This window comes from Actinosynnema sp. NPDC050801 (assembly GCF_040673975.1).
Taxonomy (GTDB): Bacteria; Actinomycetota; Actinomycetes; order Mycobacteriales; family Pseudonocardiaceae; genus Actinosynnema.
Genome location: NZ_JBFAQZ010000020.1, coordinates 122,119 through 147,603, shown reverse-complemented (window position 1 = coordinate 147,603; position 25,485 = coordinate 122,119). Strand labels below are relative to the sequence as shown.

The window sequence follows — 25,485 nt, the reverse complement described above, 5'->3', positions numbered from 1 at the left end:
GGGACGCCGCTGCCGTTCGCCCCATCAGTCCCCGACGATCGAAGAGCGTGATCGCCGGGGAATGAGGACGCGAACGACCGACGCGACCTCGCCGGTGCGGAGCAGCGGCCATCCAACTCAGCCGGGCAGGCTGGAGGTTCGCCAGGCGCCCGGACCGTGTGGCAGTGGGCGCCTGACCTGCCTGGACTTGTCCGACCAGGCCGAGCGGCGCGGTTCGTCGCCCGTGGGACCGCCGGCCGCGGCCAGGCCGACCACGACCGCCGCGACCGCGGCCAGCTCGACGTCGTCCGGGTTGCCGCGCACCACCCGGAGGTGCGGTGCCCCGCTCACAGCGGGATGTTCCCGTGCTTCTTGGGCGGCAGCGCTTCGCGCTTGTCCCGCAGCATCGCCAGCGCCCGGGCGACGTAGGAGCGCGTGAAAGAGGGAGGGATCACACTGTCAACATAGCCGCGTTCCGCCGCGACGTAAGGGTTGCAGAGGGTGTCTTCGTACTCTTGCTGCAAACGGGCCCGAAGCGCGTCGACGTCCTCGCCCGCGGCGACCGCGTTGGCCAACGTCTTGCGGTGCACGATGTTCGCCGCGCCCTGCGCGCCCATGACCGCGATCTGCGCCGTCGGCCACGCCAGGTTGATGTCCGCGCCCAGGTGCTTGGACCCCATCACGTCGTACGCGCCGCCGTAGGCCTTCCGGGTGATCACGGTGACCAGCGGCACGGTCGCCTCGGCGTAGGCGTAGATCAGCTTCGCGCCGCGCCGGATGATGCCGTTCCACTCCTGGTCGGTGCCGGGCAGGAAGCCGGGCACGTCCACGAAGGTCAGCACCGGGATGTTGAACGCGTCGCAGGTGCGCACGAACCGCGCCGCCTTCTCCGAGGCGTCGATGTCCAGGCAACCGGCGAACTGGGTCGGCTGGTTGGCCACCACGCCGACCGAGTGGCCGTCCACCCGGCCGAAGCCGACCAGGATGTTCGGCGCGAACAGCGGCTGGACCTCCAGGAACTCGCCCTCGTCCAGCACGCGGGTGATGACCTCGTGCATGTCGTAGGGCTGGTTCGCCGAGTCCGGGATCAGGGTGTCGAGCTCGCGGTCGGAGTCGGTGATCGAGTCCTCGACCGAGCCGTGAACCAGGTCGTCCGGCGCGTCGAAGACGGGCGGCTCGGACATGTTGTTCGCGGGCAGGAAGGACAGCAGCTCCTTGACGTAGGAGATGGCGTCCTCCTCGTTGTCGCCGAGGTAGTGCGCGTTGCCCGACTTGGTGTTGTGCGTGCGCCCGCCGCCCAGCTCCTCGAAGCCGACGTCCTCGCCCGTGACGGTCTTGATCACGTCCGGGCCGGTGATGAACATGTGCGAGGTCTGGTCGACCATGACCACGAAGTCGGTCAACGCGGGCGAGTAGACGTGGCCGCCCGCGTTCGCGCCCATGATCAGCGAGATCTGCGGCACGACGCCGGACGCGGCGACGTTGCGGCGGAAGATCTCGCCGTAGAGGCCGAGCGAGACGACACCCTCCTGGATGCGCGCGCCGCCGCCCTCGTTGATGCCGACGATCGGCCGACCGGTCTTGATCGCCAGTTCCATGACCTTGACGATCTTCTCGCCGTAGACCTCGCCGAGCGAGCCGCCGAAGACCGTGACGTCCTGGCTGAACACGCACACGGGCCGGCCGTCGACGGTGCCGTAGCCGGTCACCACGCCGTCGCCGTAGGGCCGGTTGCGCTCCTGCCCGAAGTTCGTCGAGCGGTGCCGCGCCAGCTCGTCCAGCTCGACGAACGAGCCGGGGTCGAGCAGCAGCTCGATGCGCTCGCGGGCCGTTTTCTTGCCCTTGGCGTGCTGCTTCTCCACCATGCGCGCGGAGCCTGCGTGCACGGCCTCCTCGTTGCGCCGGTAGAGGTCGGCCAGCTTCCCGGCCGTGGTGTGGACGTCCGGCTCCTCGCCGTCGGCGGCGGTCGCACTGCTCATAGCGCGGCAGCTTAACGGTGTGGGATTGCGCCGCCTCCGGCGTCGCGGGCTCGGTCGCCTGGGCGTCGGTCATCCGTGACCCATTTCCCGGCGGTCGAAGGGCGTGATCGCCGGGAAATGGGTCACGGATGACCGACGCGACCTCGGGAAAGGCGTGAAATGGGTCACGGGTGGGGGTGGAGTGTCGCGGGTGGTCGGCTCGATTCCGAAGGTGTTGACCTCCAGTGCGGTGGAGGTTGCAGGCTGGGGGCACGCGATCCGCCCCACCATCCACACCGCTCCGACGAAGCGGGTGGGGCGGGTCGCTCCTAGTCTGGCGAGCGTGATCCTCGACACCGCCGCACTCCGCGACCAGCTCATCGGCCCCTACGCGGCGCTCGACGTGGTCGCCGAGACCGGTTCCACCAACGACGACCTGCGTGGCGCGGCCGAAAGCGGCGCGCACGACCGGACCGTCCTCATCGCCGAGCGGCAGACCGCGGGCCAGGGACGACGCGGGCGGGGTTGGACGTCGCCCGAGGGAGGCCTCTACCTCAGCGTGCTGTTCCGCCCGTCCGGGGTGGCCCCGGCGCGGCTGCCGTGGTTGACGCTGCTCGCGGGCGTGGCGCTGGTCCGCACGGCGCGCGGCCTCGGCGTCGAGGCGTCCCTGAAGTGGCCGAACGACCTCTTGATCGGTGGTGCCAAGGCGGCGGGCGTGCTGGCCGAGATCACCGCGGGCGTGGCCCAGGCCGTGATCGTCGGCATCGGGCTCAACGTGGCGAAGCTGCCCGACGACGTCGAGCCCGGCGCGGGCGGGCTCCGGCCGACGAGCCTGGAGGACCACGCCGGTCCGCTGGACCGCACCGAGGTGGCGGTCACGCTGCTGCGCGAGTTGGCCGAGCTGGAGCGGCAGTGGCGGCACGCCGGCGGTGACGAGCCGTCGTTGCGCGACGAGTACCGCCGGTACTGCGTCACGCTCGGCAGCCAGGTGCGGGTGGACCTGGCCCGGGGCGAACCGCTGCTCGGCACGGCCCGCTACCTGGAGCCCGACGGCACGCTGGTGGTGCGCGACCACCAGGGCGCCGACCACACCGTTTCCGCCGGGGACGTGGTGCACCTGCGGGTACGGTGAGGCCGGGCCCCCAGAGGGCCGGCGCTGCTTCGAGGCGAGCCCAGCCACCGAAAGGGACCCGTCGTGGCCTATCCGGACGACCTGCTCAGCACCGGCGAGCACGTCGTGACCCACCGGCACCCGCACTGGAAGACGCTGGTGGTCCCCGTGCTCGCGCTGGTCGTCGCGGTCGGTGGCGGCGCCTACCTCGCGGTGCAGGTGGCGGACTTCGGCTGGGCGTCGATCGCCTGGACGGTGCTCGCCGCGGTCGTCGTGGTGCTGGTCGCCTGGTTGACCCTGGCGCCGGTGCTCCGCTGGCGCACCACGCACTTCATCGTCACCAACGAGCGGGTGATGTACCGGATCGGCGTGTTCAAGCGCACCGGCCTGGACATCCGGCTCGACCGCATCGACGGCGTCAGCTTCGAGCGCAACCTGGTGGACCGGCTGTTCGGCTGCGGCACGCTGATCATCGAGTCGGCGTCGGACGAGCCGTGGGAGTTCGACGACATCCCGGACGTGGAGAAGGTGCAGTCGATGGTCTACGGGGGCACCACCCCGGACCAGCGGACGGAGGACAGGGTCACAGATGGGCGCGCGTGAAGTCGGTCTGCCGGACACGGTCGGCGCGGACGGTCTGCCGGACCGCGTGACGATCTGGGAGGTCGGGCCGCGGGACGGCCTGCAGAACGAGTCCGAGGTGGTGTCGGTCGACACCAAGCTGGAGTTCCTGGACCGGCTGGCCGACGCGGGCGGCACGGTGCTGGAGGCCACGAGTTTCGTGCACCCGAAGTGGGTGCCGCAGTTGGCCGACGCCGAGGAGCTGCTGGCCGGCCTGGTCAAGCGCCCCGGCGTGAGCTACCCGGTGCTGGTGCCCAACGAGCGGGGGCTGGAGCGGGCGCTGCGGGCCGGCGTCGAGCACGTCGCGATCTTCGCCAGCGCCACCGAGACCTTCGCGCGACGCAACCTCAACCGGTCGTTGGACGAGCAGTTCGCCATGTTCGACGCGGTCGTGTCGCGCGCCAAGGCCGAGGGGCTGGCGGTCCGCGGGTACGTGTCGATGTGCTTCGGCGACCCGTGGGAGGGCGCCGTGCCGCGCGACCAGGTGGTCGGCGTGGGCAAGCGGTTGTTGGACATGGGCTGCGACCAGCTGTCGCTCGGCGACACGATCGGCGTGGCCACGCCGGGCCAGGTGACCGCGCTGCTGGCCGGTTTCGACGACGTCGACCGGCTCGCGGTGCACTTCCACGACACCTACGGGCAGGCGTTGGCGAACACGTTGGCCGCGTTGCAGGCGGGCGTGCGGACGGTCGACTCGTCGGCGGGCGGGCTGGGCGGTTGCCCGTACGCGGAGTCGGCGACCGGCAACCTGGCCACCGAGGACCTGGTGTGGATGCTCGACGGGCTGGGTGTCGGCCACGGCGTCGACCTGGACAAGCTCGCCGACACCAGCGCGTGGATGGCGGAGCGGCTGGGCCGGCCGAGCCCGTCGCGCGTGGTCCGGGCACTGCGGGGGTAGTGCGGGATTTCCCTGGAACGTGCGGGAACCGGAGCAGGGGTCGTAACGTCCAACGCGCTACCGACGACCATGCCCGGCGACGGCGAAGACCGGAGGTGGCCGTGACGACCGATCACCGCGCCCAGGTGGACGAGCTGCTCGCCGACTACCGGCGCAGCCGCGACCAGCTGGCGTCCGTGCAGCGCGACCTGGCCAGGGTCTCCGGATCCGCCACCAGCCCCGACGGCTCGGTGACCGCCGTGGTCGACGCCAAGGGCACGCTCACCGACCTGGAGCTGGGTGACGGCGCGTACCGGTTGCGGCCGCCGCAGCTCGCCCAGTTGATCCTGCGCACGACGCAGGAGGCGGTGGCCAGTGCCGCCGAGGGCGCCTACCGGACGTTGAGCCCGGTGCTGCCCGCCGGCACGGACCCCGAAGCGTTGTTGCGCGGCACCGCCGACCTCCGACCGGACGAGATCCGGCCGGACGACGCCGAGCAGGCCGGGCCGCCGCGCCGCCGCCGGGCCGTCGATGACGACGACGACCTCGAACAGCGCGAGTGGATGACCAACGTCGACGAGACGGTTCCGAGGACCGCGGCGAGGAGAACGAGATGAACGGCTTCCAGACCGACCTCGCCCGCCTCGCCGAGGGGGCCGACGACTTCACCGCGTTCGCCGAGCGGGCCGGGAAGATCGCGGGCGAGCTCGGCGGCGTGCTCGACTCGCTCGGCGCGTGCTGGGGCGGTGACGCGATCGGGCAGAGCTTCGCGTCGAGCCACGTGCAGCCGTCGGGCGAGGCGTTGAGCGGGTTGACCGGGTTGAGCGGTGGGTTCGGCGGCGTCGGGCAGCGCTTCGCCGAGACGGCCCGCACCTACCGCGAAGTCGAAGAGGGCAACCGCAACGCGCTCGGCGCGATCTGACTCAGGGGGCCGTGATGGGGATCGAGCTGCCGGCCGAACTGGCCGACGTCGCCGCGAAGGCCGGGGTGTCGTGGCCCCAGGCCGACGAGGACAAGTTGCGCGCCTCCGCGACCGCCTGGCGGGACGCGGGCGTGAAGCTGTCCACGTTGGCGGGCGAGTCCGACGGTGCGGCGGGCAAGGCGTTGGCCGCCATGTCCGGGCCGACCGGTGAGGCGGCGCGTGGCCACTGGAACAAGTTCACCGCGCCGGACGGCACGCTGAACTCCGTGGTGCGCGGCTGCAACGCGGCGGCCGACCGGTTGGACCACGCGGCCGAGCAGGTCGGCGCGGCCAAGGTCGAGCTGGTGCGCGAGCTGGTCAACCTGGCGAAGAACAACGACGCGGCCCAGCAGGCCGCGAACGCCGGGCACCCGACGGCGTTGCTCGGGCTGGAGACGGCGGTGCGCGGTGCGGCGGCGAACGTCGCCCACCTGACCGACACCTTGTCCAGCGCGGTGCGGTTGGACAGCGGCGTGCAGATCGGCGGCCAGCAGCCCCCGGTCAACGCCAACCCCGGCGTGCACGCGCCCGGTGACGCCGGGCCGGGTCAGGGTTCCGGCTCGTCGCACGGTGGCGGTCAGCCGGCTGGTGGCGGTCAGCCGCAGGGCGGTGGCCTGCTCGGCGGCGGCGGTCTGCTCGGTGGCGGTCAGGGCGGCGGTCTGCTCGACGGTGTGCTGCCCGGCGGTGTGCTGCCCGGCGGTGTGCTGCCCGGAGGGTCCGAGGGTGGCGGTGGCCCGTCCGGTGGCGGTGCTGCTCCCGGTGGTGCTGCTCCTGGCGCTGCGCCCGGTGCTGCTCCTGGCGGTGGGCAGGCGCCCGGTTTGGTCGGTGGTCTGCTCGGCGGGGTGACCGACACGGTGGGCGCGGTCGTGCAGCCCGTCGTGGAGACGGTCGGCGCGGTCGCTCCACCGGTCGCGGCCGTGGTCGAACCCGTGCTGGACAGGGCGGGCGAGGTCGTCGAGAACGTCGGCGGCGTGGTGGACGACACGGTCGGCCGCACCGTCCAGGGCGCGGCGGACGTCGCCACCGGCGTGGCCGACGCGGTGACGCCCGGACAGGGCCAGGGCCAGGGACCGGGCCAGGGACCGGGCCATGGCCTGGGACAGGGACCGGATCGCGGACCGGACCAGGCGCCCGGCCACGGCAACGCGCCCGGTCGCGGCGGCACTCCGCCAGGGCTGGGCAACGTGGTCGGCGACGTGCTGAACCCGGTGCTCGGCGGTGCGGTCCCGGGCGCCGCGACCCAGGTCGTGGAGTCCGTCACCCGCCCGGAGGGCACGGTCACCCAGTCCGCCGCGGCGGCGGTCATGGAGCGTCCGCTGTTGGCGCACACCGAAGCACCGCACGCCACCGCCCAACCCGCGGCCCCGGCCGCGAACCAGGCCACGCCGCAGGGTCCGGCGTTCGGCGGCCCGTCCGTCGGTGGCGGGCCCGCGGCGGCTCCGACGTCGGCGGTGGCACCGGGCTCGGCCGCCGCGGCCAATGCCGCCGCCAACGCCGCGAACACCCAGGCGCCGGGCCAGCAGTCCGGTCAGCCGGCGGCGCCGAAGGCCGAGGCACGTGCGGCGCAAGCGCAGCCCCAACCCGGCCAGACGCCGACGGGCCAGACGCCGACGGGCCAGACGCCGACGGGCCAGCCGGGTTCGGCGCAGTCCGGTTCGGTGCAGTCCGGCGCGGGCCAGTCGGGTTCCACGCAGTCGGGTCAGGGCCAGTCGGGTCAAGGTCAGGGTCAGGGGCAGGGCGGTCAGGCCAAGGACGCGGGCGCGGGCCAGGCCAAGGGCGAGGCCGCCGCCAAGGCGGAGGGCCAGCCCAAGCCGGAGGGCCAGCCCAAGGGCGACGTCCAGGCGAAGGACATCAAGGACGCCCTGGCCGCGATCGGGCAGCAGGTCAAGGAGGGCGACCTCGCATTCGCGATCGTCCCCGTCCCGGTCGGCGGTCGTGACGCCATCGGCTTGCCGCTCCAGGCCGGCCCCACGTCGGCGATCCTGCCGACCGAGCCGGACGACACCACGCCCGCGCCCCGGGTCAAGGCCGCGCAGACCGCGCAGCCGACCACCGAAGCGGCCGCGTTGTTCCTGCTGCACATGTTCCCCGGCGGCACGCTGCCGCCGCCCAGCGCGAAGCCCGCCCGCCAGCTGCCGGCGCCGTCGGAGGACGAGACGTTCGCCGGTGGCCTGCGCTTCGAACCGCAGGCACACCCGGACGGCCACCTGGTGGACGCCTCCGCCCGGTTCGGCCTCGACCTGCGCGCCGGGGGCCCGGACGGGCTGCGGTCGCGGCTCTCCGGCGAGGAGCCGACCGGTCCGGTGTCGACGGACCCGGTGCCCGCGGGCAACCGGCCGCGCCTGGTCCTCAGGCCGGGTGCCGCGCCGGATCCGGTGCTGCTGGACGGCTACGACCCGCTCGCGGGGATGCACGAGCGCGACTGGGACCGCCGGTTCCTGGTCCGCGCCGACCCGCCCGAGTACGCCTGGCCGCCCGGCGAGCTGTTCCCCGAGGGCGGTTACGAGGCGGGCCAGGCCGGTGTGCTCGCGGTCGGCGTCGAGCTCGACCGGTTCGGTGGACCGGAGGGCCGGGTGCTGTCCCAGCTCGGCACCGCCTACGCCGAGCGCTCGTTGCCACCCGCGCTGGTGGACGCGGGCTACCACCGCTACCGGGTGGTGCAGGTCCTGCCGGTGTGGTTCACCCTGTCCGCCGAGTGGTTCGGCCAGCCCGGTGGCGGCGTCCGCTTCCGGGCCACCTACCCGGTCGCCGACCTGATCGCGCTGGGCTACCTGGAGGAGATGGCATGAACGCGGAGTCGATCCAGGGTTGGCTGCTGGCGGTCGGCGTGCCCGCGGAGGTCGTGTCGATCGGCGCGGAGGCGGACAACACGTGGTGCCTGCTGCCGACCGAGGAGGGCTTCGAGGTCTTCTGGCGCGAGCAGGGCAACCGGTACGACTGGGCTGCGTTCACCAGCGAGGACGTCGCCTGCCACTACCTGTTCGGTCGGCTGGTGTGGGCGCAGGTGGTGCGCGGGGCGGTCGGCGTGCTGCCCCAGCACGAGACCTCCCAGCACGAGACCACCCAGCACGAGACCACCCAGCCCAAGACGACGCCGGCCGAGACCACGCCGGCCGGGACCACGCACGCCTAGGCCACGCGGTCCGCAGCCCCCCGGCCGGAGACGCGCGGCCCGGAGCCGGCCGGAGGCGGCGACTAGCGAGGCGTGAGGTCGGTCCGCCAGGTCACGCCCACCACGTCCTCGGCCTTCGGCACGGGCAGGAACAGCGCGAACGTCGCGGGCCGGGCCGTGGACAGCTCCAGCCGCCCGCCGTCGGCGTCGACCAGGGCGCGGGCCAGCGCCAGGCCCACACCGGTGGACCCGCCGCCGGACACACCGCGTTCGAAGATGTGGTGCGCCAACTCGTCCGGCACGCCCGCCCCGCCGTCGGCGACCTCCACGACCACCGTGCCGTCGTCACGGCGCGCGGAGACCACGACCTGACCCTCACCGTGCCGCAAGGCGTTGTCCAGCAGCACGCCGATCGCCTCGCGCAGCCGTGCGGGCGTGGCACGCGCCAGCAGACCGTCCGGCACCCGGACCCGCAGTGCGCGTCCGACGCGGCGCAGCGGTTCACGCCACTCCTCGGCGATGGCCGTCAACTCGGCGCCGAGGTCGAGCGGTTCCGCGTCGACCGCCCGGGCGGCCCGTGCCGCGGCCAGCATCTCGTTGAGCACCTCCGCCAGCCGCTCGGCCTGCTCCAGCGCGGCCCGCGCCTCGACGGCCATGTCCGGCTCCGGGTGCAACGACAACGCCTCCAGCCGCAGCTGCAAGGCGGTCAGCCTGCTGCGCAGCTGGTGTGAGACGTCGCCGACCAGTTCGCGCTCCCGCTGCACGAGCTGCGCCAGCGCGCCCGCCGACCGGTCCAGCGCCTCCGCCACGAGGTCCAGTTCCGGCACGCCGTGCCGCCGGTCGTCGCGCCGGAAGTCACCCGCGCCCAGCCGGGCCGCACGAGCCGCCACGTGCCGCAACGGTTTGGCGAGCTTGCGCGCCGTCACCGTGGCGACCACCGTGCCGGTGCTCACCGACAGCACGACCAGCAGCACCACCAGCCCCGCCACCTGGTACTGCGCGGTGTGCATGGCCGCCGACGACAGCTCCAGCCGCACGGTGCCCTGCTGCGCGATCGGCACCTCCACCGACAACGGGTTCGGGCCGGGCGTCCGGCCGAACTCGTGCACCCCGCTGGACGACGTCACCACCAGGTGGCCGCCCTCCGGCACGCCGACCTCGACCGGCCCGAGGTCTATCGGCCGGCCGCTCGCGATCTGGTCGTCGATGGACGCCGCGATCCGCTGGGCCCGCGCCGCCAGGTCGGTGCGCGCACCGTCCTCCACGAGCCGCAACGCGGTGTAGCCGAGGGGGATGCCGAGCGCGAACCCGGTGACCGCGACGGCCAGCAGGATGGCGCGCAGGATCCGGCTGCGCATCAGTCGGCGGTGTTGAAGCGGAAACCGACACCGCGCACGGTCGCGATGCGGCGTTCCACCGAGCGCACGTCACCGAGCTTCCGCCGCAGCCACGACATGTGCATGTCGAGGGTCTTGCTGCTCTTGAGCTCCGGGTCGTTCCAGACCTCGGACAGGATCTCGTCGCGGTGCACGACCTGGCCCGCGCGTTGGATCAGCACGCGCAGCAGCTCGAACTCCTTGTTGGCCAGCTGCACCTCCATCCCGTCCACCGTGACGCGGCGGGCGGCGAGGTCCATGCGCACGCCGTTGACCTCCAGCGTGCCGGGCGAGCGGCGGCGCAGCAGGGCGCGGATGCGGGCCATCAGCTCGGCCAGCCGGAACGGCTTGGCCACGTAGTCGTCCGCGCCCGCGTCGAGCCCGACGACGAAGTCGACCTCGTCGGACCGCGCGGTGAGCATCAGCACCGGCAGGCCGCGCCCGCCGGCGCGCAGCCGGCGGCACACCTCCAGCCCGTCCATCCCGGGCAGGCCGAGGTCGAGCACCAGCAGGTCGATGCCGTTGTGCTCGGCGGCGTCCAGCGCACCCGGGCCGTCCGCGACGACCTGCACCTGGTAGCCCTCCCGCTGCAACGCGCGGGACAGCGGTTCGGCGATCGCCGGGTCGTCCTCGGCCAACAAGACCACGCTCACACCACCCAGCGTAGGCGTGGCACGATCCCGTGCGTGCCCGACCTTCGCGCAGATCTGTCCCTGGCCCTCCACCTGGCCGACGAGGCCGACAAGATCACCACCGCGCGGTTCCGCGCCCTCGACCTCGTGGTGGAGCGCAAACCCGACCGCACGCCGGTGACGGACGCGGACGTGGCGGTCGAGGACGCGATCCGCGCGGTGCTGGCGACGCGGACCCCGGACGACCGGATCGCGGGCGAGGAGCGCGGCGGCACGGCGGGCGAAGGCCGGACGTGGGTGCTCGACCCGATCGACGGCACGAAGAACTTCCTGCGCGGCGTGCCCGTGTGGGCGACGCTGATCGCGCTGGTGGCGGACGGCGTGCCGGTGGTCGGCGTGGTCAGCGCGCCCGCCTTGGGCCGTCGTTGGTGGGCTTCGGCGGGCGGCGGCGCGCACACCTCGGACGCGTCGGGCGAGCGGGCCATCTCGGTGTCGGCGGTGCGGGACCTGTCCGATGCCTACCTGTCCACCACGCACCTGGGCACGTGGGGCGAGTACCACTCCCGCGAGGCCTACCTGGCGCTGGTCGACGCGTGCTGGGAGAACCGGGCGTTCGGCGACTTCTGGCAGCACTGCCTGGTCGCGGAGGGTGCGATCGACCTGGCCGCCGAGCCGATCGTGAACCCGTGGGACGTGGCGCCGTTCCAGGTGCTGGTGACCGAGGCCGGTGGCCGGTTCAGCGACCTCGGCGGCGCGGAGCGCTTCGACGGCGGCCACGTGCTCACCAGCAACGGGCACCTGCACGACGCGGCGCTGGAGGTGCTCGCCGAGGGCCGCTGAACGCCGGTCAGGAGTGGCCGAGCGCCTGCTCGTCGTCGTCCGGGCGGTCGTAGGCCCTGGTCACGCGGCGCGGCCGGAAGTCGGCCTCGGGGAAGACCCACTTCTTGTAGCCCCACCAGCGGAACGCCATGGCGATCAGGGTGCCGATGATCTGGGCGCTGATGAAGTCGGCGAACTCCTCGCCGAGCCTGCTCACGTGCGGCTCCTGGAAGTCCAGCAGGTACCGCGAGACCCCCAGCGGCAGCGAGTTGAGCGCGATGCCGATGCCGTTGACGAGGAAGAACAGCGCCGCCTCGTGGTGGCGTTCACGCCCGCCCCTGGTCTTGAACGACCACTCGCGGTTGAGCACGTACGACACGATCGTCGCCACCAGCGTCGCGACGATCTTCGCGGTGACCGGTTTCTCGGTCAGCACGGTCGTCTTGAGGCCGATGAAGATGGCCGTGTCGATCACGAAGCAGGTGCCGCCGACCAAGGCGAACTTCAGCAGCTCCCTGTGCTTGAGGGCGAGCGAGCGCAGGGGTTCGGGCAGGCGCAGGACGACGCTTTCGACAACGGACACCCGGGCAGTCTACGGAAAGCGGGGTGAAAGGCCTGTTCAGGCGACTTCGCGCTGCTCGGTGACGACGTGCAGCGGCTGCACGGACGGCCGCGCGTCCGCCTGGGGGAACACGAACTTCCGCATCGCCCAGAACTTGAAACCGGTGGCCAGGAGCATGCCGATCACCGAGCCCGCGGCGAAGTCGGCGACCTCCGAGTGCAGGTCGAACACGTGCCGCGAGACGTAGAGCGGCAACAGGTTCACGCCGATGCCGATGCCGCTGACCAGGAAGAACAGTGCCGCCTCGTGGTGTCGCTCACGCCCGCCGCGGGTGTGGAAGGACCACTCGCGGCTCAGCACGTACGACGAGATGACCGCCACCAGCACCGCGATGGCCTTCGCCGTGACGACCTTGTCCTGCAGGACGGTCAGCTTCAGCGCGTACCAGACACCGTTGTCGATCACGAACGTCGTGCCGCCGACGGCGGCGAACCGGATCAGCTCGCGGTGCTTGTTGATCAGGAAGCGGACGGGTTCCGGAAGGAGGCCCAAGACCCTGCGCACTAGTGGCAGCACCGGGGCAGGCTACCGACAGCGTGATCGAACGATCACGAAGGGGTGCGACAACGATCGGGCAGCAGGTCGTCCAGCAACGGCGGCAACCACGGCGGTCTGGGCCGGCACGGCTCGCTGCGCGGTGGTGGCGGTGTCGTCGTCGGTGGCGGCTCGGTCTTGGTCGGCGCCGTGGTGGGCGGTGGTTCGGACGTGCCCGGTTGCCCGGCCGGATCCGTCGCCGGCGAGGAGGGCGTCGCCGGACCGGACGGCTCGGTGGTCGTCGTCGGGGTCGGCCGGGTGGTGGTCGTCGGCGGCGTGGTGCGAGTGGTGGTCGGAGTCGGGGTCGGTGTGCCGGTCGGCGGTCCGGGCAGGTGGCCGTCGCCACCGCCGGGGCGCGTCGAGACGGGCACCTCGACGGACTCGGACGCGGTGCCGAGGGTCGCGCTGACCCGCACCACGCCGTCCCGGTGCACCGACCCGAAGACCCACACCGCGAGCCGGAACGACTCGCCGCGCGCCAACGGGACCTCGCACACCACCTTGTGCCACGACCGCTCGCAGCCGTGCCGGAGCGCGACCAGCACGAGGTGCCGGTCGGCCTCCACGACCAGCCGCAGCCGGCCCTCCCTGCCACCGGTGTTGGTGGCGTTGATGTCCAGCCGCGGTTCCCAGAACCCGTGCTGCCAGGTGCGGACCAGCAGTTCCAGGTCGTCGGCCGGGGGCCGCACCTCGACGTCGACGCCGATCGACACGCTCGACGTGCCCGCGCGGACGGTGCCGGTGATCCGGCCGGTGATCGCCTCCAGGTCGGCCTGGACGCGGAACACGAACGTCGCCGTGCCGCCGGGCGCGATGCCCAGCGCGGTGGTGCACGTCACCGTGCCCGTGCCGGCCGGGCAGGTCACGGACTGGTCGGCCGAGCCGTCGAGCCCGACCAGCCGCCCGCCCGCGAACGACGGGGCCGGTCCGGTGGACCGGACACCGGGCGGCAGTTCCAGCACGGCGCTCACCGGGTCCGAGGCCGTCTCGCCGGAGTTGCGCACGGTGAGCGGCAGGTCGACGGGGTCGTCGCCGGGGGTCAGCACGAACCCGCTCGGCACCACCGGCACCAGGTTGGGCGGCGTGGGCTGCGGTTCGGGTTCGGGTTGGGGCTCTGGTCCGGGCTGCGGCTGTGGCTGTGGCTCCGGCGACGGCACCGGCTCGGTCGTCGGTGCGGGCTCGGTGGTCGGCGCCGGTTCCGTGGTCGGTGCGGGGGCGGGTTCGGTCGTCGCCGCGGGCGGCGGTGGTTCCGGCGATCGGGTGGGTTGGGCCGGCTGCGTGGTGGTCGCCGGTGCGACCTGCGCGGCGGGCACCTCCTGCTCACCGCCGGCCGCCAGGCCGATCGCCACGGCCACCACCAGGGCGGCGGCCGAGGCGGCGGTGGCGAGGAGGTTGCGCGGCGTGGACGCGGCGGCACCGGCGGCACCGCCCGTGCCCGCCGCGGCGGCGACCGCGGTGGCCTTGGCGGTGCCCGCGCCGGCGGCGGCCAGGTAGCCGGACGCGCCGACACCCAGCACCAGCGGCGCGATGATCCCGCGCAGCGCGCCGTTGACGTCGGCCAGCTCGGCGGCCAGCGCGCGGCAGTGCGGGCACTCGTCCAGGTGGGCCTCGACCTGCGTGGTCTCCCGCTTGGACAACCCGCCGCGGGTCCACGCGCCGAGCCGGTCGACGGTCGCGCGGCACTGCTCGGTCCGCGACTCCGCCAGGTGCACCTGGAGGTAGGCCTGCTTCAGGCCCTCGCGGGCCCGGTAGGCCAGGGCGGACACGCCGTTCGCGGTCAGGCCGAGCAGCGGCGCGACCTCGGCGGGCGACTGGCCCTCGATCTCGGTGTGCCACAGCACGGTCTGCCAGCGCTCGGGCAGCCGGGCGAACGCCTTCGCCGCCATCGACCGCTCCAGCCCGGCCACGGCGGTGTCCTTGAACGGCACGCTCGTCGCCTCGGGTGCGACCTCGGCCACGTCGTCGGCCAGTTCGAGCTTGCGGTCCCGCCGGGTCTTGTCGTAGGCGGTGTGGCGCAGCGCGGTGAGCAGGTAGGCGCGGAACGCCGTGTCGGGCCCGCGGCCCGCGCGCAGCGCGTCGAGGACCTTCGCGAACGCGTCCGAGACCAGGTCGTCGGCCTCGGCGGACGACCTGGCGAGCTGGCGGGCCAGGTTGTACGCGGCGGTGACGTGGCGTTCGTAGAGCTGCCCGTAGGCGTCGATGTCCCCGGCGCGCACGGAGTCGATCAGCTCCGCGTCGCTCGGTCCCTGGACTTCGGCAGGAACGGTCGCCACGTGTCAGTCCCCTCCTCGCGCGGCGCCAGTCTGACGCACCGGGTCGCGCACCGTCACGTAGAACCGCCCGACTGGGTGGACTTACTGCCGTCATGGATGAGCCGAGGCAACGTCCCGTATCCGGAACCGACGTCGAGGAGGCAACCGGGTGGGTGTTCGGGAAGCGGTCACACGGCGCTCGGGCGCTGGAGGGTCGCGGGCACTGCGGTCGAGGTGGCGCACCGCCACGATAGCCGCCGGCTGGGCGTTCCCGGCGGACTGGCCGTTGGCCGAGGTGGACGACGTCTGCCGGGCCGTACTGGGCGAGGGCGATCCGGACGCCGAGCTGTACCGGCTGGGTTGCGCGCGTGCCGAGGCGGGCGCCGGGCTGGCCGAGACGTTGCTCGACCTGGCGGCGCTGCACGCCGTGCTGGCCGAGCCGCCGGGATCGAGCGGGATCGTGTCGCCGAACGTGGACGCGGTCCCGGCGCGGATGCTGCGGTGCACCGCACTCGGCTGGGGCGACGTGATGAGCAGGCAGGCCGCGAACTGCTCGGCGGACAACCCGCTGACCGGCCTGGCCACGCCGGCGTACCTGCGGACCAGGCTGCGCGAGGTGTACGCGGAGACGCGGGCCGTCGGTCGCCAGGAGCACGTGCTGGTGCTGGTGTCGCTCGACCTGTCCCGGACGTCCGGGTGGTCGCGCGTGGTGGCGATGACCCTGTTGGCCGACGCGGTGAAGGAGGTGTTCGACGCCGGCCAGACGGTGGCCTCGATCGGGCCGGCGGTGGCGTGCGTGCTGCTGCGCCGCGACCGGCACCTGCTGCGCGCGGTGGCGAACCTGCAGGTGCTCACCGCGGACCGGCTCGCCGTCGACCCGCACGTCGCGCCCACCGGACCGGTTCGGGTCTGGCTGGAGGAAATGCCCCCGACCTGCGAGGACGCGCTGGCACTGGTGACGCGGCTCGGTCGCTGAGACCGGTCGCCGACCGCCGTGCGGTGAAGTCCGGGCACCGAGACCCGGACGCCGAACCCCCTGTCCGGCGTCCGACACCTGTTGACAGCCTCCGGAGTGTGATGGTCTTCTAGTGTCTTAGTTGACCAACACAATCCGGAGGCGCCGGGTGGAGTTCCGCATCGACCGGTCCAGCGGCCTCCCCGCCTACCTCCAGCTCGTGCGCCAGGTGCGGGAAGCGTTGCGCCTGGGCTGGCTGGAGCCGGGAGACCGGCTGCCGACCGTCCGCGACGTCGTCGCGAGGAGTGGTGTGAACGCGAACACGGTGCTCAAGGCGTATCGCGAACTGGAGATGTCCGGCCTGGTCGAGGCACGCCAGGGCTCGGGCACGTTCATCAAGGCCGGCCTCGGCTCCACCGAGCCCGAGGTGATGGCCGCGCTGAGAACGCGGCTGGCCGAGTGGGTCCGCGAAGCGCGCGCGGCGGGGTTGGACGACGAGGACGTCGACGCGCTCGTGCGCTCGGTCCTGGCCGCCGACGAAGACGGCAATCGGACGACCGCCGACGGAGACGGCAATCGGACGACCGCCGACGAAGACGGCAATCGGACGACCGCCGACGGAGACGGCAATCGGACGACCGCCGACGGAGACGGCAATCGGACGACCGCCGACGAAGACGGCAATCGGACGACCGCCGATGGTGACGGCAATCGGGCGACAACCGACGGTGACGGCGGTCGGCCGACGGCCGGTGAGGGGGTGGCGGTCCTGTGAGCACCGCGGTCGAGTCCGTCGACGGCACCGCGATCGCGGTGCGGGCACAGGCGCTGGGCAAGCGCTACCGCGGCAGGTGGGCGTTGCGGGAGTGCACGTTCGACCTGCCCGCGGGTCGGGTGGCGGCACTGGTCGGCGCGAACGGCGCCGGCAAGACGACGTTGATGACCGTGCTGGCCGGTCTCCTCGGCGCCGACGAGGGGTCGGCGGGCGCGGTGGGCCGGGTGGCGTTCGTGTCGCAGGACAAGCCGGTGTACCGGCACTTCACCGCGGCCGACATGCTCCGCCTCGGCGCGCGGCTGAACGTCGTGTGGGACGAGTCGCGGGCCCGGCGCTGGTTGGCGCGCTTCGAGATCCCGCTGGACTCCGCCTGCGGCAGGCTGTCCGGCGGCCAGCAGGCCCAGGTGGCGTTCGCGCTGGCCATCGGTTCCCGGCCGGACGTGCTCCTGCTGGACGAGCCGTTGGCCAACCTCGACCCGCTGGCCCGGCGCGAGGTGACCGCCGAACTGCTCGGCGAGGTCGACGAGACCGGCATGACCGTGCTGCTGTCCACGCACATCGTGGCGGAGCTGTCCGGCGTGGCGGACTACCTGCTGCTCCTCGCGCACGGGCGGCTGCTGGCGGGCGGTGACCTGGACGAGCTGCTCACCGGGCACGTCAGCTACACCGGGCCGCGCTCGGACGTGCCGCCCGCGTTGGGCGACATCGTGGAGGCACGGCACTCCGGCGCCCAGTCGACGTTCCTGGTCCGGCTGCCCGAGGGGCAGCCGCGCCCGGTGGTGGCCGGCCCGTGGGTCGAGCGCCCACCGACGTTGGAGGACTACGTGCTCGCGCAGCTCGAAGCCACCCGGAAGGGGCTCGGCGCATGACCGCCACGACGACCGGCGTCGCGACCGCCGCGCCCGTGACCGAGCGCACCCGCGTGGGGTGGGGCGACCTGGCGTGGCTGACCTGGCGGCAGCACCGGTGGACGATCCTCGGCACGACCCTCGTCGTGGTCGGGATCGTCGCCCTGGCGCTCGGCATGGCGTGGCACGTCGACGCGACCGGCCGCACGCACGAGCTGTTCGGGCGGTGGCGCTACCTGAGCGTCGGCCAGGTGCTGGTGCTGACGCCGGCGCTGTTCGGCCTGGTCGTCGGGGCGTTCTGGGGTGCGCCGCTGGTGTCGCGCGAGCACGAGCAGCGCACGCACCTGGTGGCGTGGGGGCAGGACATCACCGCGACCCGCTGGCTGGCGGGCAAGGTGGTGCTGCTCGGCGTGCCCGCCGCGGCGTTGGCCGCGGGCCTGGGCCTGGCCTTGATCACCATGATGAACAGCATCAACGCCGTCACGACCGACTACGCGCCGTTCGTGCCGTTCGACGTGCCCGCGTTCGAGGCGGCGCCGCAGGTGCAGGTCGGCTACGCGGCGTTCGGCTTCGCCCTCGGCCTGGCGTTCAGCGCCACCACCCGGCGCACGGTGCTGTCCATGGGGCTCACGGTCGGCTTGTTCGTCGCCGTGCGCGCCGTCGTGGCGGCCGGGTGGCGGCCGTACTTCCAGGCACCCGTGCGCTTCGTGGAGGAGTACGACGAGTTCGACCGGCCCTGGAGCGGCCACGACGGCACCTGGTCGGTGCACGGCGGTTTCGTCGACGGGGCCGGCAACGAGGTCCCGTTCCCCAGTGCGTGCGACCAGGTCCAGGGCATCGGGGAGTACGCGCGGTGCCTCAAGGAGACCGGCGTGCGGTACTTCGTCGACCACCACCCGGCCGACCGGCTCGTCCCGTTCCAGCTGTTCGAGTCCACGATCTTCACCGCGCTCGCCGCCGGACTGCTCGCGCTGACCTTCCTGTGGGTGCGCCGGGCACGTCGGGTCTGATGGGACCGGGCCTGCCGCCTTCGCACCGCGGCGGCCCTGCTGAGGGTCCCGCGCGCTTCGCCGAAGCGCGCGGGACTTCGCGCGCGGCCGGTCGAGACCCGGTCCTGACCATCACGTTTGTGCAGGTAGAATCACGAAACCGTGGACTCCCGAACCCGCCTCCCCGTCGTCGGCATGATCGGCGGCGGCCAGCTCGCCCGCATGACGCACCAGGCCGCCATCCCGCTTGGCCAGTCCCTGCGGGTGCTCGCCGAGTCGGACTCCGACCCCGCCGCCCTCGTCGCCCGCGAGGTGGAGCTGGGCAGGCACACCGACCTCGACGCGTTGCGGGCGTTCGCCAAGTCGTGCGACGTCGTGACGTTCGACCACGAGCACGTCCCGCAGGAACACCTGCACGCGCTGGTCGCCGAGGGCGTGAAGGTGTTCCCCGGGCCGGACGCCCTGGTGCACGCGCAGGACAAGCTGGTCATGCGCGTGCGGCTGGCCGAGATGGGCGCGCCCGTGCCACCGTTCTCCGCCGTGCTGGAGGCGGCCGACGTGCTCCGGTTCGGCGCGCGGCACGGGTGGCCGTGCGTGCTGAAGGCCGTGCGCGGTGGCTACGACGGTCGAGGCGTGTGGATGCTCAACACGCCGCAGAGCGCGCAGCGGGTCGTGCCCGAGCTGCTGGCGGCCGGCACGCCGTTGATGGTCGAGCAGTGCGTGCCGATGCACCGGGAGCTGTCCGCGCTGGTCGCGCGCTCGCCGTTCGGCCAGGGCGCGTCGTGGCCGCTGGTGCAGACCGTGCAGCAGGACGGGATCTGCGTCGAGGTGCTGGCCCCCGCCCCGGACGGGCCCGCCGAGCAGGCGCAGGAGCTGGCGCTGCACATCGCCGCCGAGCTCGGCGTGGTCGGGCTGCTGGCGGTGGAGCTGTTCGAGACCGCCGACGGGCTGGTCGTCAACGAGCTCGCCATGCGCCCGCACAACTCCGGCCACTGGACCATCGAAGGCGCCCGGACCTCGCAGTTCGAGCAGCACCTGCGGGCCGTGCTGGACTACCCGCTCGGCGCGACGGACCTGGCCGCGCCCGCCGTCGTGATGGCCAACGTCCTGGGCGCCTCGTCGCCGCCCGAGATGGGGCCGGACGAGCGGTTGCACCACCTGTTCGCCCGGTTCCCCGACGCGCACGTGCACCTGTACGGCAAGGCGGAGCGGCCGGGACGCAAGATCGGTCACGTGACGCTGCTCGGTGAGCGGATGGACGAGGTGCGGCAGCGGGCTCGGCTCGCCGCCCACTGGCTGTCCGACGGTGTGTGGCTGGACGGGTACGACATCCACGGAGGGCAGCAGTGACGCAGGTCGGCGTGATCATGGGCAGTGACTCGGACTGGCCGGTGATGAAGGCCGCGGCGGAGGCGCTGGCGGAGTTCGACGTGACCTACGAGGTCGGCGTGTACTCGGCCCACCGCACCCCGCAGCGGATGCTGGACTACGCCTCGACGGCCGCGTCCCGGGGGCTGCGGGTGATCATCGCGGGCGCCGGTGGCGCGGCGCACCTGCCGGGCATGGTGGCGTCGGCGACCGTGCTGCCGGTGATCGGCGTGCCGGTGCCGCTGAAGTACCTGGACGGGATGGACTCGCTGCTGTCGATCGTGCAGATGCCGGCGGGCGTGCCGGTGGCGGCGGTGTCGGTCGGTGGCGCACGCAACGCGGGTCTGCTGGCGGTGCGCGTGCTGGCGGCGTCGGACCCCGAGCTGCAGAAGCGGATGGGGGAGTTCCAGGCGTCGCTGGCGGACCTCGTGCTGGAGAAGGACGCGGCGCTGCGGGGTGTCGTGGACGGCACAGCGGACAAGTGAGTGAACGCGCGCTAACATCCGGGTAGAACGCCCTACCGGGAGGTAACTTAACGTGGACCCGAGCTTCGGTACCTACCAGCTCGCCGAGGAGCACGAGGCGCTGCGCGAGGCGGTCCGGTCGCTGGCCGACAAGGAGATCGCACCGCACGCTGCGGACGTGGACGAGCAGGAGCGCTTCCCGGTCGAGGCGTTGCACGCGCTGGTCAAGTCGGGTTTCGCGGCCGTGCACGTGCCCGAGGCCTACGACGGCCAGGGCGCGGACTCGGTGGCGACGTGCATCGTGATCGAGGAGGTGGCGCGCGTGTGCGCGTCGTCGTCCCTGATCCCGGCCGTGAACAAGCTGGGCACGATGCCGATCCTGCTGTCCGCGTCGGAGTCGCTGAAGCAGCAGGTGCTGCCGTCCATCGCGTCGGGCGAGGCGATGGCGTCGTACGCGCTGTCGGAGCGCGAGGCCGGTTCGGACACCGCGTCGATGCGCACCAGGGCCCGGCTCGACGGCGACCACTGGGTGTTGAACGGCACGAAGTGCTGGATCACCAACGCCGGTGAGTCCACCTGGTACACGGTCATGGCCGTGACCGACCCGGACGCGCCGAAGAAGTCGCAGGGCATCTCGGCGTTCGTCGTGCACAAGGACGACCCGGGCTTCGTCGTGGGGTCGAAGGAGCGCAAGCTCGGCATCAAGGGCTCGCCCACCCGTGAGATCCACTTCGAGAACTGCACGATCCCCTCGGACCGCATCATCGGCGAGCCGGGCACCGGCCTGAAGACCGCGCTGCGGACGCTGGACCACACGCGTCCGACCATCGGCGCGCAGGCCGTCGGCATCGCCCAGGGCGCCCTGGAAGCCGCCGTCGCCTACGTCAAGGACCGCAAGCAGTTCGGCAAGTCGATCTCCGAGTTCCAGGGCGTCCAGTTCATGCTGGCGGACATGGCCATGAAGATCGAGGCGGCCCGCCACATGGTCTACGTGGCCGCCGCCAAGGCCGAGCGGGGCGAGCCGAACATCGGCTTCATCACCGCCGCGGCCAAGTGCTTCGCCTCGGACGTGGCGATGGAGGTGACGACGGACGCCGTGCAGCTGTTCGGCGGCGCCGGCTACACCCGCGACTTCCCGGTGGAGCGCATGATGCGTGACGCCAAGATCACCCAGATCTACGAGGGCACGAACCAGATCCAGCGCGTGGTCATGTCCCGCGCCCTGCTCGGCCGCTAGACCGCACCGCGTCCCGGAGGCGGCCTGTTCGTCGTGAACAGGCCGCCTTTTGCGTGTCTACGGAAATCCGCACGCATTCCAGTGGGATTATCACGGTTCGTAGCGGCGCATTACTCTGATGGTCGAGTGTGTTCCGGTGTTTCCTGCCCCTAGCGTTGCGTCCCGGTTCGACGGATCGGACCCGCGGACAATACGGAAATGGAAGCAGGGCTCATGAACAGGATCAGGACCGCTGTCGCGGCACTCGCCGTGGGCGTCGGGCTCACGGTGTCCGGCGGGGTCGCGGCCGCCGCCCCGGTCGAGGCCACGACCAGCGACGTGGGCGTCCAGTGCACCCGGCAGTACGTGGTGACCGGGAACGCGACGCTGCGCAACGCCCCTGGCGGCGCGGTCATCGCCTACGCGATCACCGGCGACAAGTTCAACGTCCCCAACCCGTCGGGTGTCTGGTACCTGGGGAACCTCTACGACCAGTACAACAACCACCTCGGCTACGGTTACATGCTCGCTTCGGGGTTGGCCTACACCGGTACGTGCTTCTGATCCGAGGAATCGGTCCGACCCGTTGGGGGAATTCCCGGTCCTCCTAATTCGGAACGCCGGACAACGCGGTCGGGTGGCGGTGGTTCGCCGTCGGGATGGCACGCGTGTCGGCGGCCAGGTCCGGCCAGCCCCGCTGGTCCCGGCGGAAGACCGGGACGGCGAACGCGCCCACGACGAACAGGGCCAGGACGGCCATGTCGACGGCGAACCACCAGCTCGACGGTGCCAGGGCGGCGTAGGTGATCAGGCCCGTGACACCCAGGAGTTCACGCAGGGCGATCCGCACGGGGTTGGCACGCCCGCCGTCCGCCCGGCCCAGTCGGTAGCGCAGCAGCCACCCTCCCGGAGTTCGGCCGGTCACGGACGGCAGCAGCACGCGGATGGCCGCGGTCAGGGCGACCAGCCACCAGCGGTTGTCGTCGAACACCAGGTGGGTGATCACGATCAGGACCGTCACGTCCACCGCCAGGCTCAGCAGCCTGCGCGGCACGGTCACCGTGTCCGGCGAGGCGGTGGACGCGTCCGGGTGCGGCACGGCCGGCACCACGAGCGCCACCGGCGCGATCATCCACCCCAGCAGCGAACCGGCGGTGTTCGAGATCAGGTCGTCGACGTCGGCGATGCGGTACGGGCACGGGTACGCGCCCAGGTTGCCCGTGTACTGCACGACCTCGACCGCCAGCGAGATGCCGAGGCCGATCACCACCACCGCGAGCGGCCCCCGGCCGTAGGACCTGCGCAGCACCACGCCCAGCGGCACGAACAGGGCGACGTTGAACGCCTGCTGGAGGAACACGGTCGACGTGACCACGGCCCCCACCCCGGAACGCCCGTTGGCCGTCAGGTTGTTGCGCATGTCCGTCACCCACTGGAACGGCGTGGTGGACAGCATCGCCTCGCCGTCGCACACCAGGGACGACGGGAACGGCAGGAAGATCAGCGCCAACGCCACCAACCCGTACGCCAGCAGCCCGTACAGGACCAGGGCCCGCCGCGGCTCCACCCGCCCGAACCGGTAGTAGTGCAACGCGATCAACGGCAGCAGGACGAGCACGCCGACGCCGACGAACGCCGCGAAGCCCGTCCGAATCGACTCCAGGTACGAACTCAGCATCTCCACCGATCCGGTTCAGCGGTCCACGGTCCCGCGACGTAGGTCAATCCGCTCACTAACCCCATCGCGTGACCGCCAAACCCGATCGAGGCACTTGTCGCCGAACGGACGCGGTCAGCCCACCGTCGCCAGGTACGCCTCCAGCCGCTCGTAGCTGGTGTCGGCACCGTCCTTCATGCCCGTCTCGAGGGCACGGTCGCGGTCGGCGCGGGAGGGGAACCTCATCGTCTGCACGACCGTCGTGCGGTCACCGTCGGCGATGAACTCGGTCGTGTTGACCGTGGACGCCCACTCCGGACCCCACGACTCGGTCTGCACGGTCCGCGAGTGCGGCGTGACCTCCTGGTACTCGCCGGTCATCGCCATCTCGCTGCCGTCGGCCCGCCGCCACACCATGTGCCAGCGCCCGCCCGGCCTCAGGTCGATCTCGCACACCGGCATGGTCCAGCCGTCGGGGCCGAGCATCCAGTGCACGACGTGCTCCGGCTTGGTGAACGCGTCGAACACCAGCTCCTGCGGCGCGTCGAACGTCCTGGTGACCGCAACCTCCACATCGGACGGTGTGGTCCACCGCGCGGTCGTCTCAGTCGACATTGTCCTGCTCCTTCATCCGTTCGAGGTAGGTGTCCAAACGGCGGTAGCTGTCGTCCCAGAACCGGCGGAAGTCGTCGGCCCACGCGCTGACCTCGCGCAACGGCGTCGCGTCGAGCGTGCAGGGCCGCCACTGGGCGTCCCGGCCACGGGTGATGAGCCCCGCCCGTTCCAGCACCCGCAGGTGCTTGGAGACCGCCGGGCCGCTCATCGCGAACGGCTCGGAGAGTTCCTTCACCGTCGCCGCGCCCTCGGCCAGCCGCGCCAGGATGGCCCGTCGCGTCGGGTCGGCCAACGCCGCGAAGGTGATGCTCAGGGGATCGTCCGCCATGTCTACCTAACCACTTGGTTATCTAACTGATTGGTTTTCTACGCTCCTGTCGAGTCGCTGTCAACCCCACCCGCGGGTACCGGAACTGGTTGAAAGTTCATATAACGTCGGGGCGGTTCGACCGTCGACACGAAGGGGAACGCAATGCTCAAGGACGTGGCAGCGCTCATCGGCCGCATCGCCGTGGGGGTCGTCTTCATCGCCCACGGCTGGCAGAAGGTCACCGAGTGGGGTCTCGACGGCACCGCCACCGCCTTCGCGGGCATGGGCGTGCCGCTGCCGACGCTGTCCGCCTGGTTCGCCGCGATCGTCGAACTCGCCGGCGGCGCGCTGCTGATCCTCGGTGTCGCGATGCCGGTCGTCGGTGTGCTGCTGGCCGTGAACATGCTCGGCGCGCTGGTCCTGGTGCACCTGCCGAACGGCCTGCTCGGTCAGGGCGGCTACGAGTTCGTGCTCGTGCTGGGCGCGGCCGCGCTCGCGATCGGGTTCAACGGCGGGTCGCTGTCGGTCGCCCGGCTGGCGAAGGGCCGCAAGGTCGCGCAACCGGCGTAGGGCCGCGAGGCCGGCGCAGGGCTCAGCCGACCAGGTCCAGGGTCGTCTGCTCGCTGGCGCGGCGCGCGGCCAGCAGGTCCGGTGCGGCGTTGCTGCACTGCACCAGCGAACCGCCGCCCGCCAGCACGGCCAGCAGACCGTTCAGCAGCCCGTCCGGCATGCCCCACTCCACAGTGGACAGCACGCGGGACGTCGTCGTGATGCCCAACGTCGCCGCCCGCTGGTGCGCCTCCTCCACCACCTCGTCCACAGTGGAGCGCAGCAGCGCCGGGGTGTTGCCGGGGACCGGCTCCCACGGCGTGAAGTCGTCGCCGAACACGCGCACGTCGTCGTTGTAGTCCACCGGAGCGCCGCTGCCCAACCCCATGGGGTGCAACGACGCCACCGCCGTCACCAGGGCTCCGGGCGCTGCGCCGCCGGGCGCCACGACCGCCACCTTCGCGCCCGCCGGGTCGTCCGTCACCGCCGCGCCGCACCACCACGCGCCCAGCAGCACACCGGCCGTCTGCCAGTGCGCGGGCAGCAGCACGGCCACCGGGTCGCCCGGCTCGACGTCGTGCTCGTCACGCAGCCAGTTCGCCGTCTTGGCCGCCCAGTTCCGGATGGTGGCCCGCGACAGCTCGACCCGCGTGCCCGCCGCGTCGTCGTAGTGCGTGATCAGGGGCCGGCCGGGATTCGCCGCGAACAAGGGCGCGAACAGGGCATCCGTGACGGTCATGGTCCAACCTTGCCACGCCCCCCACCTCCCTCGCCCCCCACCCCGACCGCGAGAGCCCTACCTCCGCGCCGCGCGTGTCCTACGTTCGCGTCCCGCGTGTCCTACGTTCAGAACGACCGTGTCCTACGTTCAGGACCCCCGAGTTC

Annotated in this window: 27 protein-coding genes and 1 pseudogene; 17 read left to right on the top strand and 11 right to left on the bottom strand. The window is 72.4% G+C overall.

Annotated elements, in window-relative coordinates; all coding sequences use genetic code 11:
* Positions 1–117 precede the first annotated feature (117 nt).
* Both AB0K14_RS32895 and AB0K14_RS32890 read right to left on the bottom strand, forming a co-directional pair.
* Positions 118–330 (bottom strand): acyl-CoA carboxylase subunit epsilon, encoded by a 213-nt coding sequence (locus AB0K14_RS32895; protein ID WP_360452170.1) that lies wholly within the window; start codon positions 328–330, stop codon positions 118–120.
* Positions 327–1,958, bottom strand: a complete 1,632-nt coding sequence (locus AB0K14_RS32890) for an acyl-CoA carboxylase subunit beta (protein ID WP_360452172.1) — start codon at positions 1,956–1,958, stop codon at positions 327–329. Before AB0K14_RS32890 ends, AB0K14_RS32895 begins: the two co-directional genes overlap by 4 nt.
* Before the next feature lie 322 nt (positions 1,959–2,280).
* Here AB0K14_RS32890 and AB0K14_RS32885 point away from each other — a divergent pair, with 322 nt between their 5' ends.
* The 7 genes from AB0K14_RS32885 to AB0K14_RS32855 all read left to right on the top strand — a co-directional run bounded on the left by AB0K14_RS32885 (position 2,281) and on the right by AB0K14_RS32855 (position 8,640).
* Positions 2,281–3,069: a biotin--[acetyl-CoA-carboxylase] ligase gene (locus tag AB0K14_RS32885; protein WP_360452174.1), complete on the top strand. Its 789-nt coding sequence runs from the start codon at positions 2,281–2,283 to the stop codon at positions 3,067–3,069.
* Between the two features lie 63 nt (positions 3,070–3,132).
* Complete coding sequence (locus AB0K14_RS32880) at positions 3,133–3,651, top strand: PH domain-containing protein (protein ID WP_360452176.1); 519 nt, start codon at positions 3,133–3,135, stop codon at positions 3,649–3,651.
* Positions 3,638–4,567, top strand: coding sequence for a hydroxymethylglutaryl-CoA lyase (locus tag AB0K14_RS32875; RefSeq protein WP_360452178.1), 930 nt, complete (start codon positions 3,638–3,640; stop codon positions 4,565–4,567). Before AB0K14_RS32880 ends, AB0K14_RS32875 begins: the two co-directional genes overlap by 14 nt.
* A 101-nt stretch (positions 4,568–4,668) precedes the next feature.
* A complete protein-coding gene (locus AB0K14_RS32870; protein ID WP_360452180.1) occupies positions 4,669–5,163 on the top strand; it encodes a YbaB/EbfC family nucleoid-associated protein in 495 nt (164 codons plus the stop codon).
* On the top strand, positions 5,160–5,468 hold the full coding sequence (locus tag AB0K14_RS32865; protein WP_360452182.1) for a hypothetical protein: 309 nt from the start codon (positions 5,160–5,162) through the stop codon (positions 5,466–5,468). The genes AB0K14_RS32870 and AB0K14_RS32865 overlap by 4 nt, the downstream gene beginning before the upstream one ends.
* Positions 5,469–5,482: 14 nt before the next feature.
* Positions 5,483–8,296 (top strand): TNT domain-containing protein, encoded by a 2,814-nt coding sequence (locus tag AB0K14_RS32860; RefSeq protein ID WP_360452184.1) that lies wholly within the window; start codon positions 5,483–5,485, stop codon positions 8,294–8,296.
* A complete protein-coding gene (locus AB0K14_RS32855; RefSeq protein ID WP_360452186.1) occupies positions 8,293–8,640 on the top strand; it encodes a hypothetical protein in 348 nt (115 codons plus the stop codon). The genes AB0K14_RS32860 and AB0K14_RS32855 overlap by 4 nt, the downstream gene beginning before the upstream one ends.
* Before the next feature lie 62 nt (positions 8,641–8,702).
* Here the strand turns inward: AB0K14_RS32855 and AB0K14_RS32850 are convergent, their stop codons facing one another.
* On the bottom strand, positions 8,703–9,977 hold the full coding sequence (locus AB0K14_RS32850) for an ATP-binding protein (RefSeq protein WP_360452188.1): 1,275 nt from the start codon (positions 9,975–9,977) through the stop codon (positions 8,703–8,705).
* Complete coding sequence (locus AB0K14_RS32845; RefSeq protein ID WP_360452495.1) at positions 9,977–10,642, bottom strand: response regulator transcription factor; 666 nt, start codon at positions 10,640–10,642, stop codon at positions 9,977–9,979. The genes AB0K14_RS32850 and AB0K14_RS32845 overlap by 1 nt, the downstream gene beginning before the upstream one ends.
* Before the next feature lie 39 nt (positions 10,643–10,681).
* On the opposite strand from AB0K14_RS32845, the gene hisN reads away from it, so the two are divergent.
* A complete protein-coding gene (gene hisN / locus AB0K14_RS32840) occupies positions 10,682–11,467 on the top strand; it encodes a histidinol-phosphatase (RefSeq protein WP_360452190.1) in 786 nt (261 codons plus the stop codon).
* Positions 11,468–11,474: 7 nt separating this feature from the next.
* Here hisN and AB0K14_RS32835 read toward each other — a convergent pair whose 3' ends face one another.
* The 3 genes from AB0K14_RS32835 to AB0K14_RS32825 are packed head-to-tail and all read right to left on the bottom strand — an operon-like array spanning position 11,475 to position 14,875.
* On the bottom strand, positions 11,475–12,029 hold the full coding sequence (locus AB0K14_RS32835; RefSeq protein WP_360452192.1) for a GtrA family protein: 555 nt from the start codon (positions 12,027–12,029) through the stop codon (positions 11,475–11,477).
* A gap of 36 nt (positions 12,030–12,065) precedes the next feature.
* Positions 12,066–12,581: a GtrA family protein gene (locus AB0K14_RS32830; protein WP_360452497.1), complete on the bottom strand. Its 516-nt coding sequence runs from the start codon at positions 12,579–12,581 to the stop codon at positions 12,066–12,068.
* 35 nt (positions 12,582–12,616) lie between these two features.
* Positions 12,617–14,875 (bottom strand): sigma-70 family RNA polymerase sigma factor, encoded by a 2,259-nt coding sequence (locus AB0K14_RS32825; RefSeq protein ID WP_360452194.1) that lies wholly within the window; start codon positions 14,873–14,875, stop codon positions 12,617–12,619.
* Positions 14,876–15,023: 148 nt separating this feature from the next.
* Here AB0K14_RS32825 and AB0K14_RS32820 point away from each other — a divergent pair, with 148 nt between their 5' ends.
* The 8 genes and pseudogenes from AB0K14_RS32820 (at position 15,024) to AB0K14_RS32785 (ending at position 22,033) form a co-directional block, all read left to right on the top strand.
* A complete protein-coding gene (locus tag AB0K14_RS32820; protein WP_360452196.1) occupies positions 15,024–15,830 on the top strand; it encodes a GGDEF domain-containing protein in 807 nt (268 codons plus the stop codon).
* A gap of 148 nt (positions 15,831–15,978) precedes the next feature.
* A pseudogene (locus AB0K14_RS32815) lies at positions 15,979–16,338 on the top strand (GntR family transcriptional regulator); the annotation flags it as partial.
* 242 nt (positions 16,339–16,580) lie between these two features.
* On the top strand, positions 16,581–17,453 hold the full coding sequence (locus AB0K14_RS32810; protein WP_360452198.1) for an ABC transporter ATP-binding protein: 873 nt from the start codon (positions 16,581–16,583) through the stop codon (positions 17,451–17,453).
* The gene (locus tag AB0K14_RS32805; RefSeq protein WP_360452200.1) at positions 17,450–18,442 is read left to right on the top strand and encodes a hypothetical protein; all 993 of its coding nucleotides are present in this window, start codon (positions 17,450–17,452) and stop codon (positions 18,440–18,442) included. Before AB0K14_RS32810 ends, AB0K14_RS32805 begins: the two co-directional genes overlap by 4 nt.
* Positions 18,443–18,583: 141 nt before the next feature.
* Positions 18,584–19,771 carry a 5-(carboxyamino)imidazole ribonucleotide synthase gene (locus AB0K14_RS32800; protein WP_360452202.1) on the top strand — a complete coding sequence of 396 codons (1,188 nt, stop codon included), beginning with the start codon at positions 18,584–18,586 and terminating at the stop codon, positions 19,769–19,771.
* Positions 19,768–20,274 carry a 5-(carboxyamino)imidazole ribonucleotide mutase gene (purE, locus tag AB0K14_RS32795; RefSeq protein ID WP_360452204.1) on the top strand — a complete coding sequence of 169 codons (507 nt, stop codon included), beginning with the start codon at positions 19,768–19,770 and terminating at the stop codon, positions 20,272–20,274. The genes AB0K14_RS32800 and purE overlap by 4 nt, the downstream gene beginning before the upstream one ends.
* A gap of 52 nt (positions 20,275–20,326) precedes the next feature.
* Positions 20,327–21,490, top strand: coding sequence for an acyl-CoA dehydrogenase (locus tag AB0K14_RS32790; RefSeq protein ID WP_360452206.1), 1,164 nt, complete (start codon positions 20,327–20,329; stop codon positions 21,488–21,490).
* Between the two features lie 213 nt (positions 21,491–21,703).
* Positions 21,704–22,033, top strand: a complete 330-nt coding sequence (locus tag AB0K14_RS32785; RefSeq protein WP_360452208.1) for a hypothetical protein — start codon at positions 21,704–21,706, stop codon at positions 22,031–22,033.
* A 43-nt stretch (positions 22,034–22,076) separates the two neighbouring features.
* On the opposite strand, the gene AB0K14_RS32780 is transcribed toward AB0K14_RS32785, so the two are convergent.
* The 3 genes from AB0K14_RS32780 to AB0K14_RS32770 form a co-directional block, all read right to left on the bottom strand.
* The gene (locus tag AB0K14_RS32780; RefSeq protein ID WP_360452209.1) at positions 22,077–23,147 is read right to left on the bottom strand and encodes a VanZ family protein; all 1,071 of its coding nucleotides are present in this window, start codon (positions 23,145–23,147) and stop codon (positions 22,077–22,079) included.
* Between the two features lie 114 nt (positions 23,148–23,261).
* On the bottom strand, positions 23,262–23,741 hold the full coding sequence (locus tag AB0K14_RS32775; protein ID WP_360452211.1) for an SRPBCC family protein: 480 nt from the start codon (positions 23,739–23,741) through the stop codon (positions 23,262–23,264).
* The gene (locus AB0K14_RS32770) at positions 23,731–24,069 is read right to left on the bottom strand and encodes a metalloregulator ArsR/SmtB family transcription factor (protein WP_360452213.1); all 339 of its coding nucleotides are present in this window, start codon (positions 24,067–24,069) and stop codon (positions 23,731–23,733) included. Before AB0K14_RS32770 ends, AB0K14_RS32775 begins: the two co-directional genes overlap by 11 nt.
* 144 nt (positions 24,070–24,213) lie before the next feature.
* Between AB0K14_RS32770 and AB0K14_RS32765 the strand changes: the two genes are divergently transcribed.
* Positions 24,214–24,621 carry a DoxX family protein gene (locus tag AB0K14_RS32765; RefSeq protein ID WP_360452215.1) on the top strand — a complete coding sequence of 136 codons (408 nt, stop codon included), beginning with the start codon at positions 24,214–24,216 and terminating at the stop codon, positions 24,619–24,621.
* 22 nt (positions 24,622–24,643) lie between these two features.
* On the opposite strand, the gene AB0K14_RS32760 is transcribed toward AB0K14_RS32765, so the two are convergent.
* Positions 24,644–25,339 carry a TIGR03089 family protein gene (locus AB0K14_RS32760; RefSeq protein WP_360452217.1) on the bottom strand — a complete coding sequence of 232 codons (696 nt, stop codon included), beginning with the start codon at positions 25,337–25,339 and terminating at the stop codon, positions 24,644–24,646.
* Positions 25,340–25,485 lie beyond the last annotated feature (146 nt).

What these genes read in the sequence shown, in the direction of transcription:
- AB0K14_RS32890 (WP_360452172.1), bottom strand. Translation starts at nt 1,958, where the DNA reads ATGAGCAGTGCGACCGCCGCCGACGGCGAGGAGCCGGACGTCCACACC.
- AB0K14_RS32875 (WP_360452178.1), top strand. Translation starts at nt 3,638, where the DNA reads ATGGGCGCGCGTGAAGTCGGTCTGCCGGACACGGTCGGCGCGGACGGT.
- AB0K14_RS32865 (WP_360452182.1), top strand. Translation starts at nt 5,160, where the DNA reads ATGAACGGCTTCCAGACCGACCTCGCCCGCCTCGCCGAGGGGGCCGAC.
- AB0K14_RS32860 (WP_360452184.1), top strand. Translation starts at nt 5,483, where the DNA reads ATGGGGATCGAGCTGCCGGCCGAACTGGCCGACGTCGCCGCGAAGGCC.
- AB0K14_RS32855 (WP_360452186.1), top strand. Translation starts at nt 8,293, where the DNA reads ATGAACGCGGAGTCGATCCAGGGTTGGCTGCTGGCGGTCGGCGTGCCC.
- AB0K14_RS32850 (WP_360452188.1), bottom strand. Translation starts at nt 9,977, where the DNA reads ATGCGCAGCCGGATCCTGCGCGCCATCCTGCTGGCCGTCGCGGTCACC.
- AB0K14_RS32805 (WP_360452200.1), top strand. Translation starts at nt 17,450, where the DNA reads ATGACCGCCACGACGACCGGCGTCGCGACCGCCGCGCCCGTGACCGAG.
- AB0K14_RS32785 (WP_360452208.1), top strand. Translation starts at nt 21,704, where the DNA reads ATGAACAGGATCAGGACCGCTGTCGCGGCACTCGCCGTGGGCGTCGGG.
- AB0K14_RS32780 (WP_360452209.1), bottom strand. Translation starts at nt 23,147, where the DNA reads ATGCTGAGTTCGTACCTGGAGTCGATTCGGACGGGCTTCGCGGCGTTC.
- AB0K14_RS32775 (WP_360452211.1), bottom strand. Translation starts at nt 23,741, where the DNA reads ATGTCGACTGAGACGACCGCGCGGTGGACCACACCGTCCGATGTGGAG.
- AB0K14_RS32770 (WP_360452213.1), bottom strand. Translation starts at nt 24,069, where the DNA reads ATGGCGGACGATCCCCTGAGCATCACCTTCGCGGCGTTGGCCGACCCG.
- AB0K14_RS32765 (WP_360452215.1), top strand. Translation starts at nt 24,214, where the DNA reads ATGCTCAAGGACGTGGCAGCGCTCATCGGCCGCATCGCCGTGGGGGTC.
- AB0K14_RS32760 (WP_360452217.1), bottom strand. Translation starts at nt 25,339, where the DNA reads ATGACCGTCACGGATGCCCTGTTCGCGCCCTTGTTCGCGGCGAATCCC.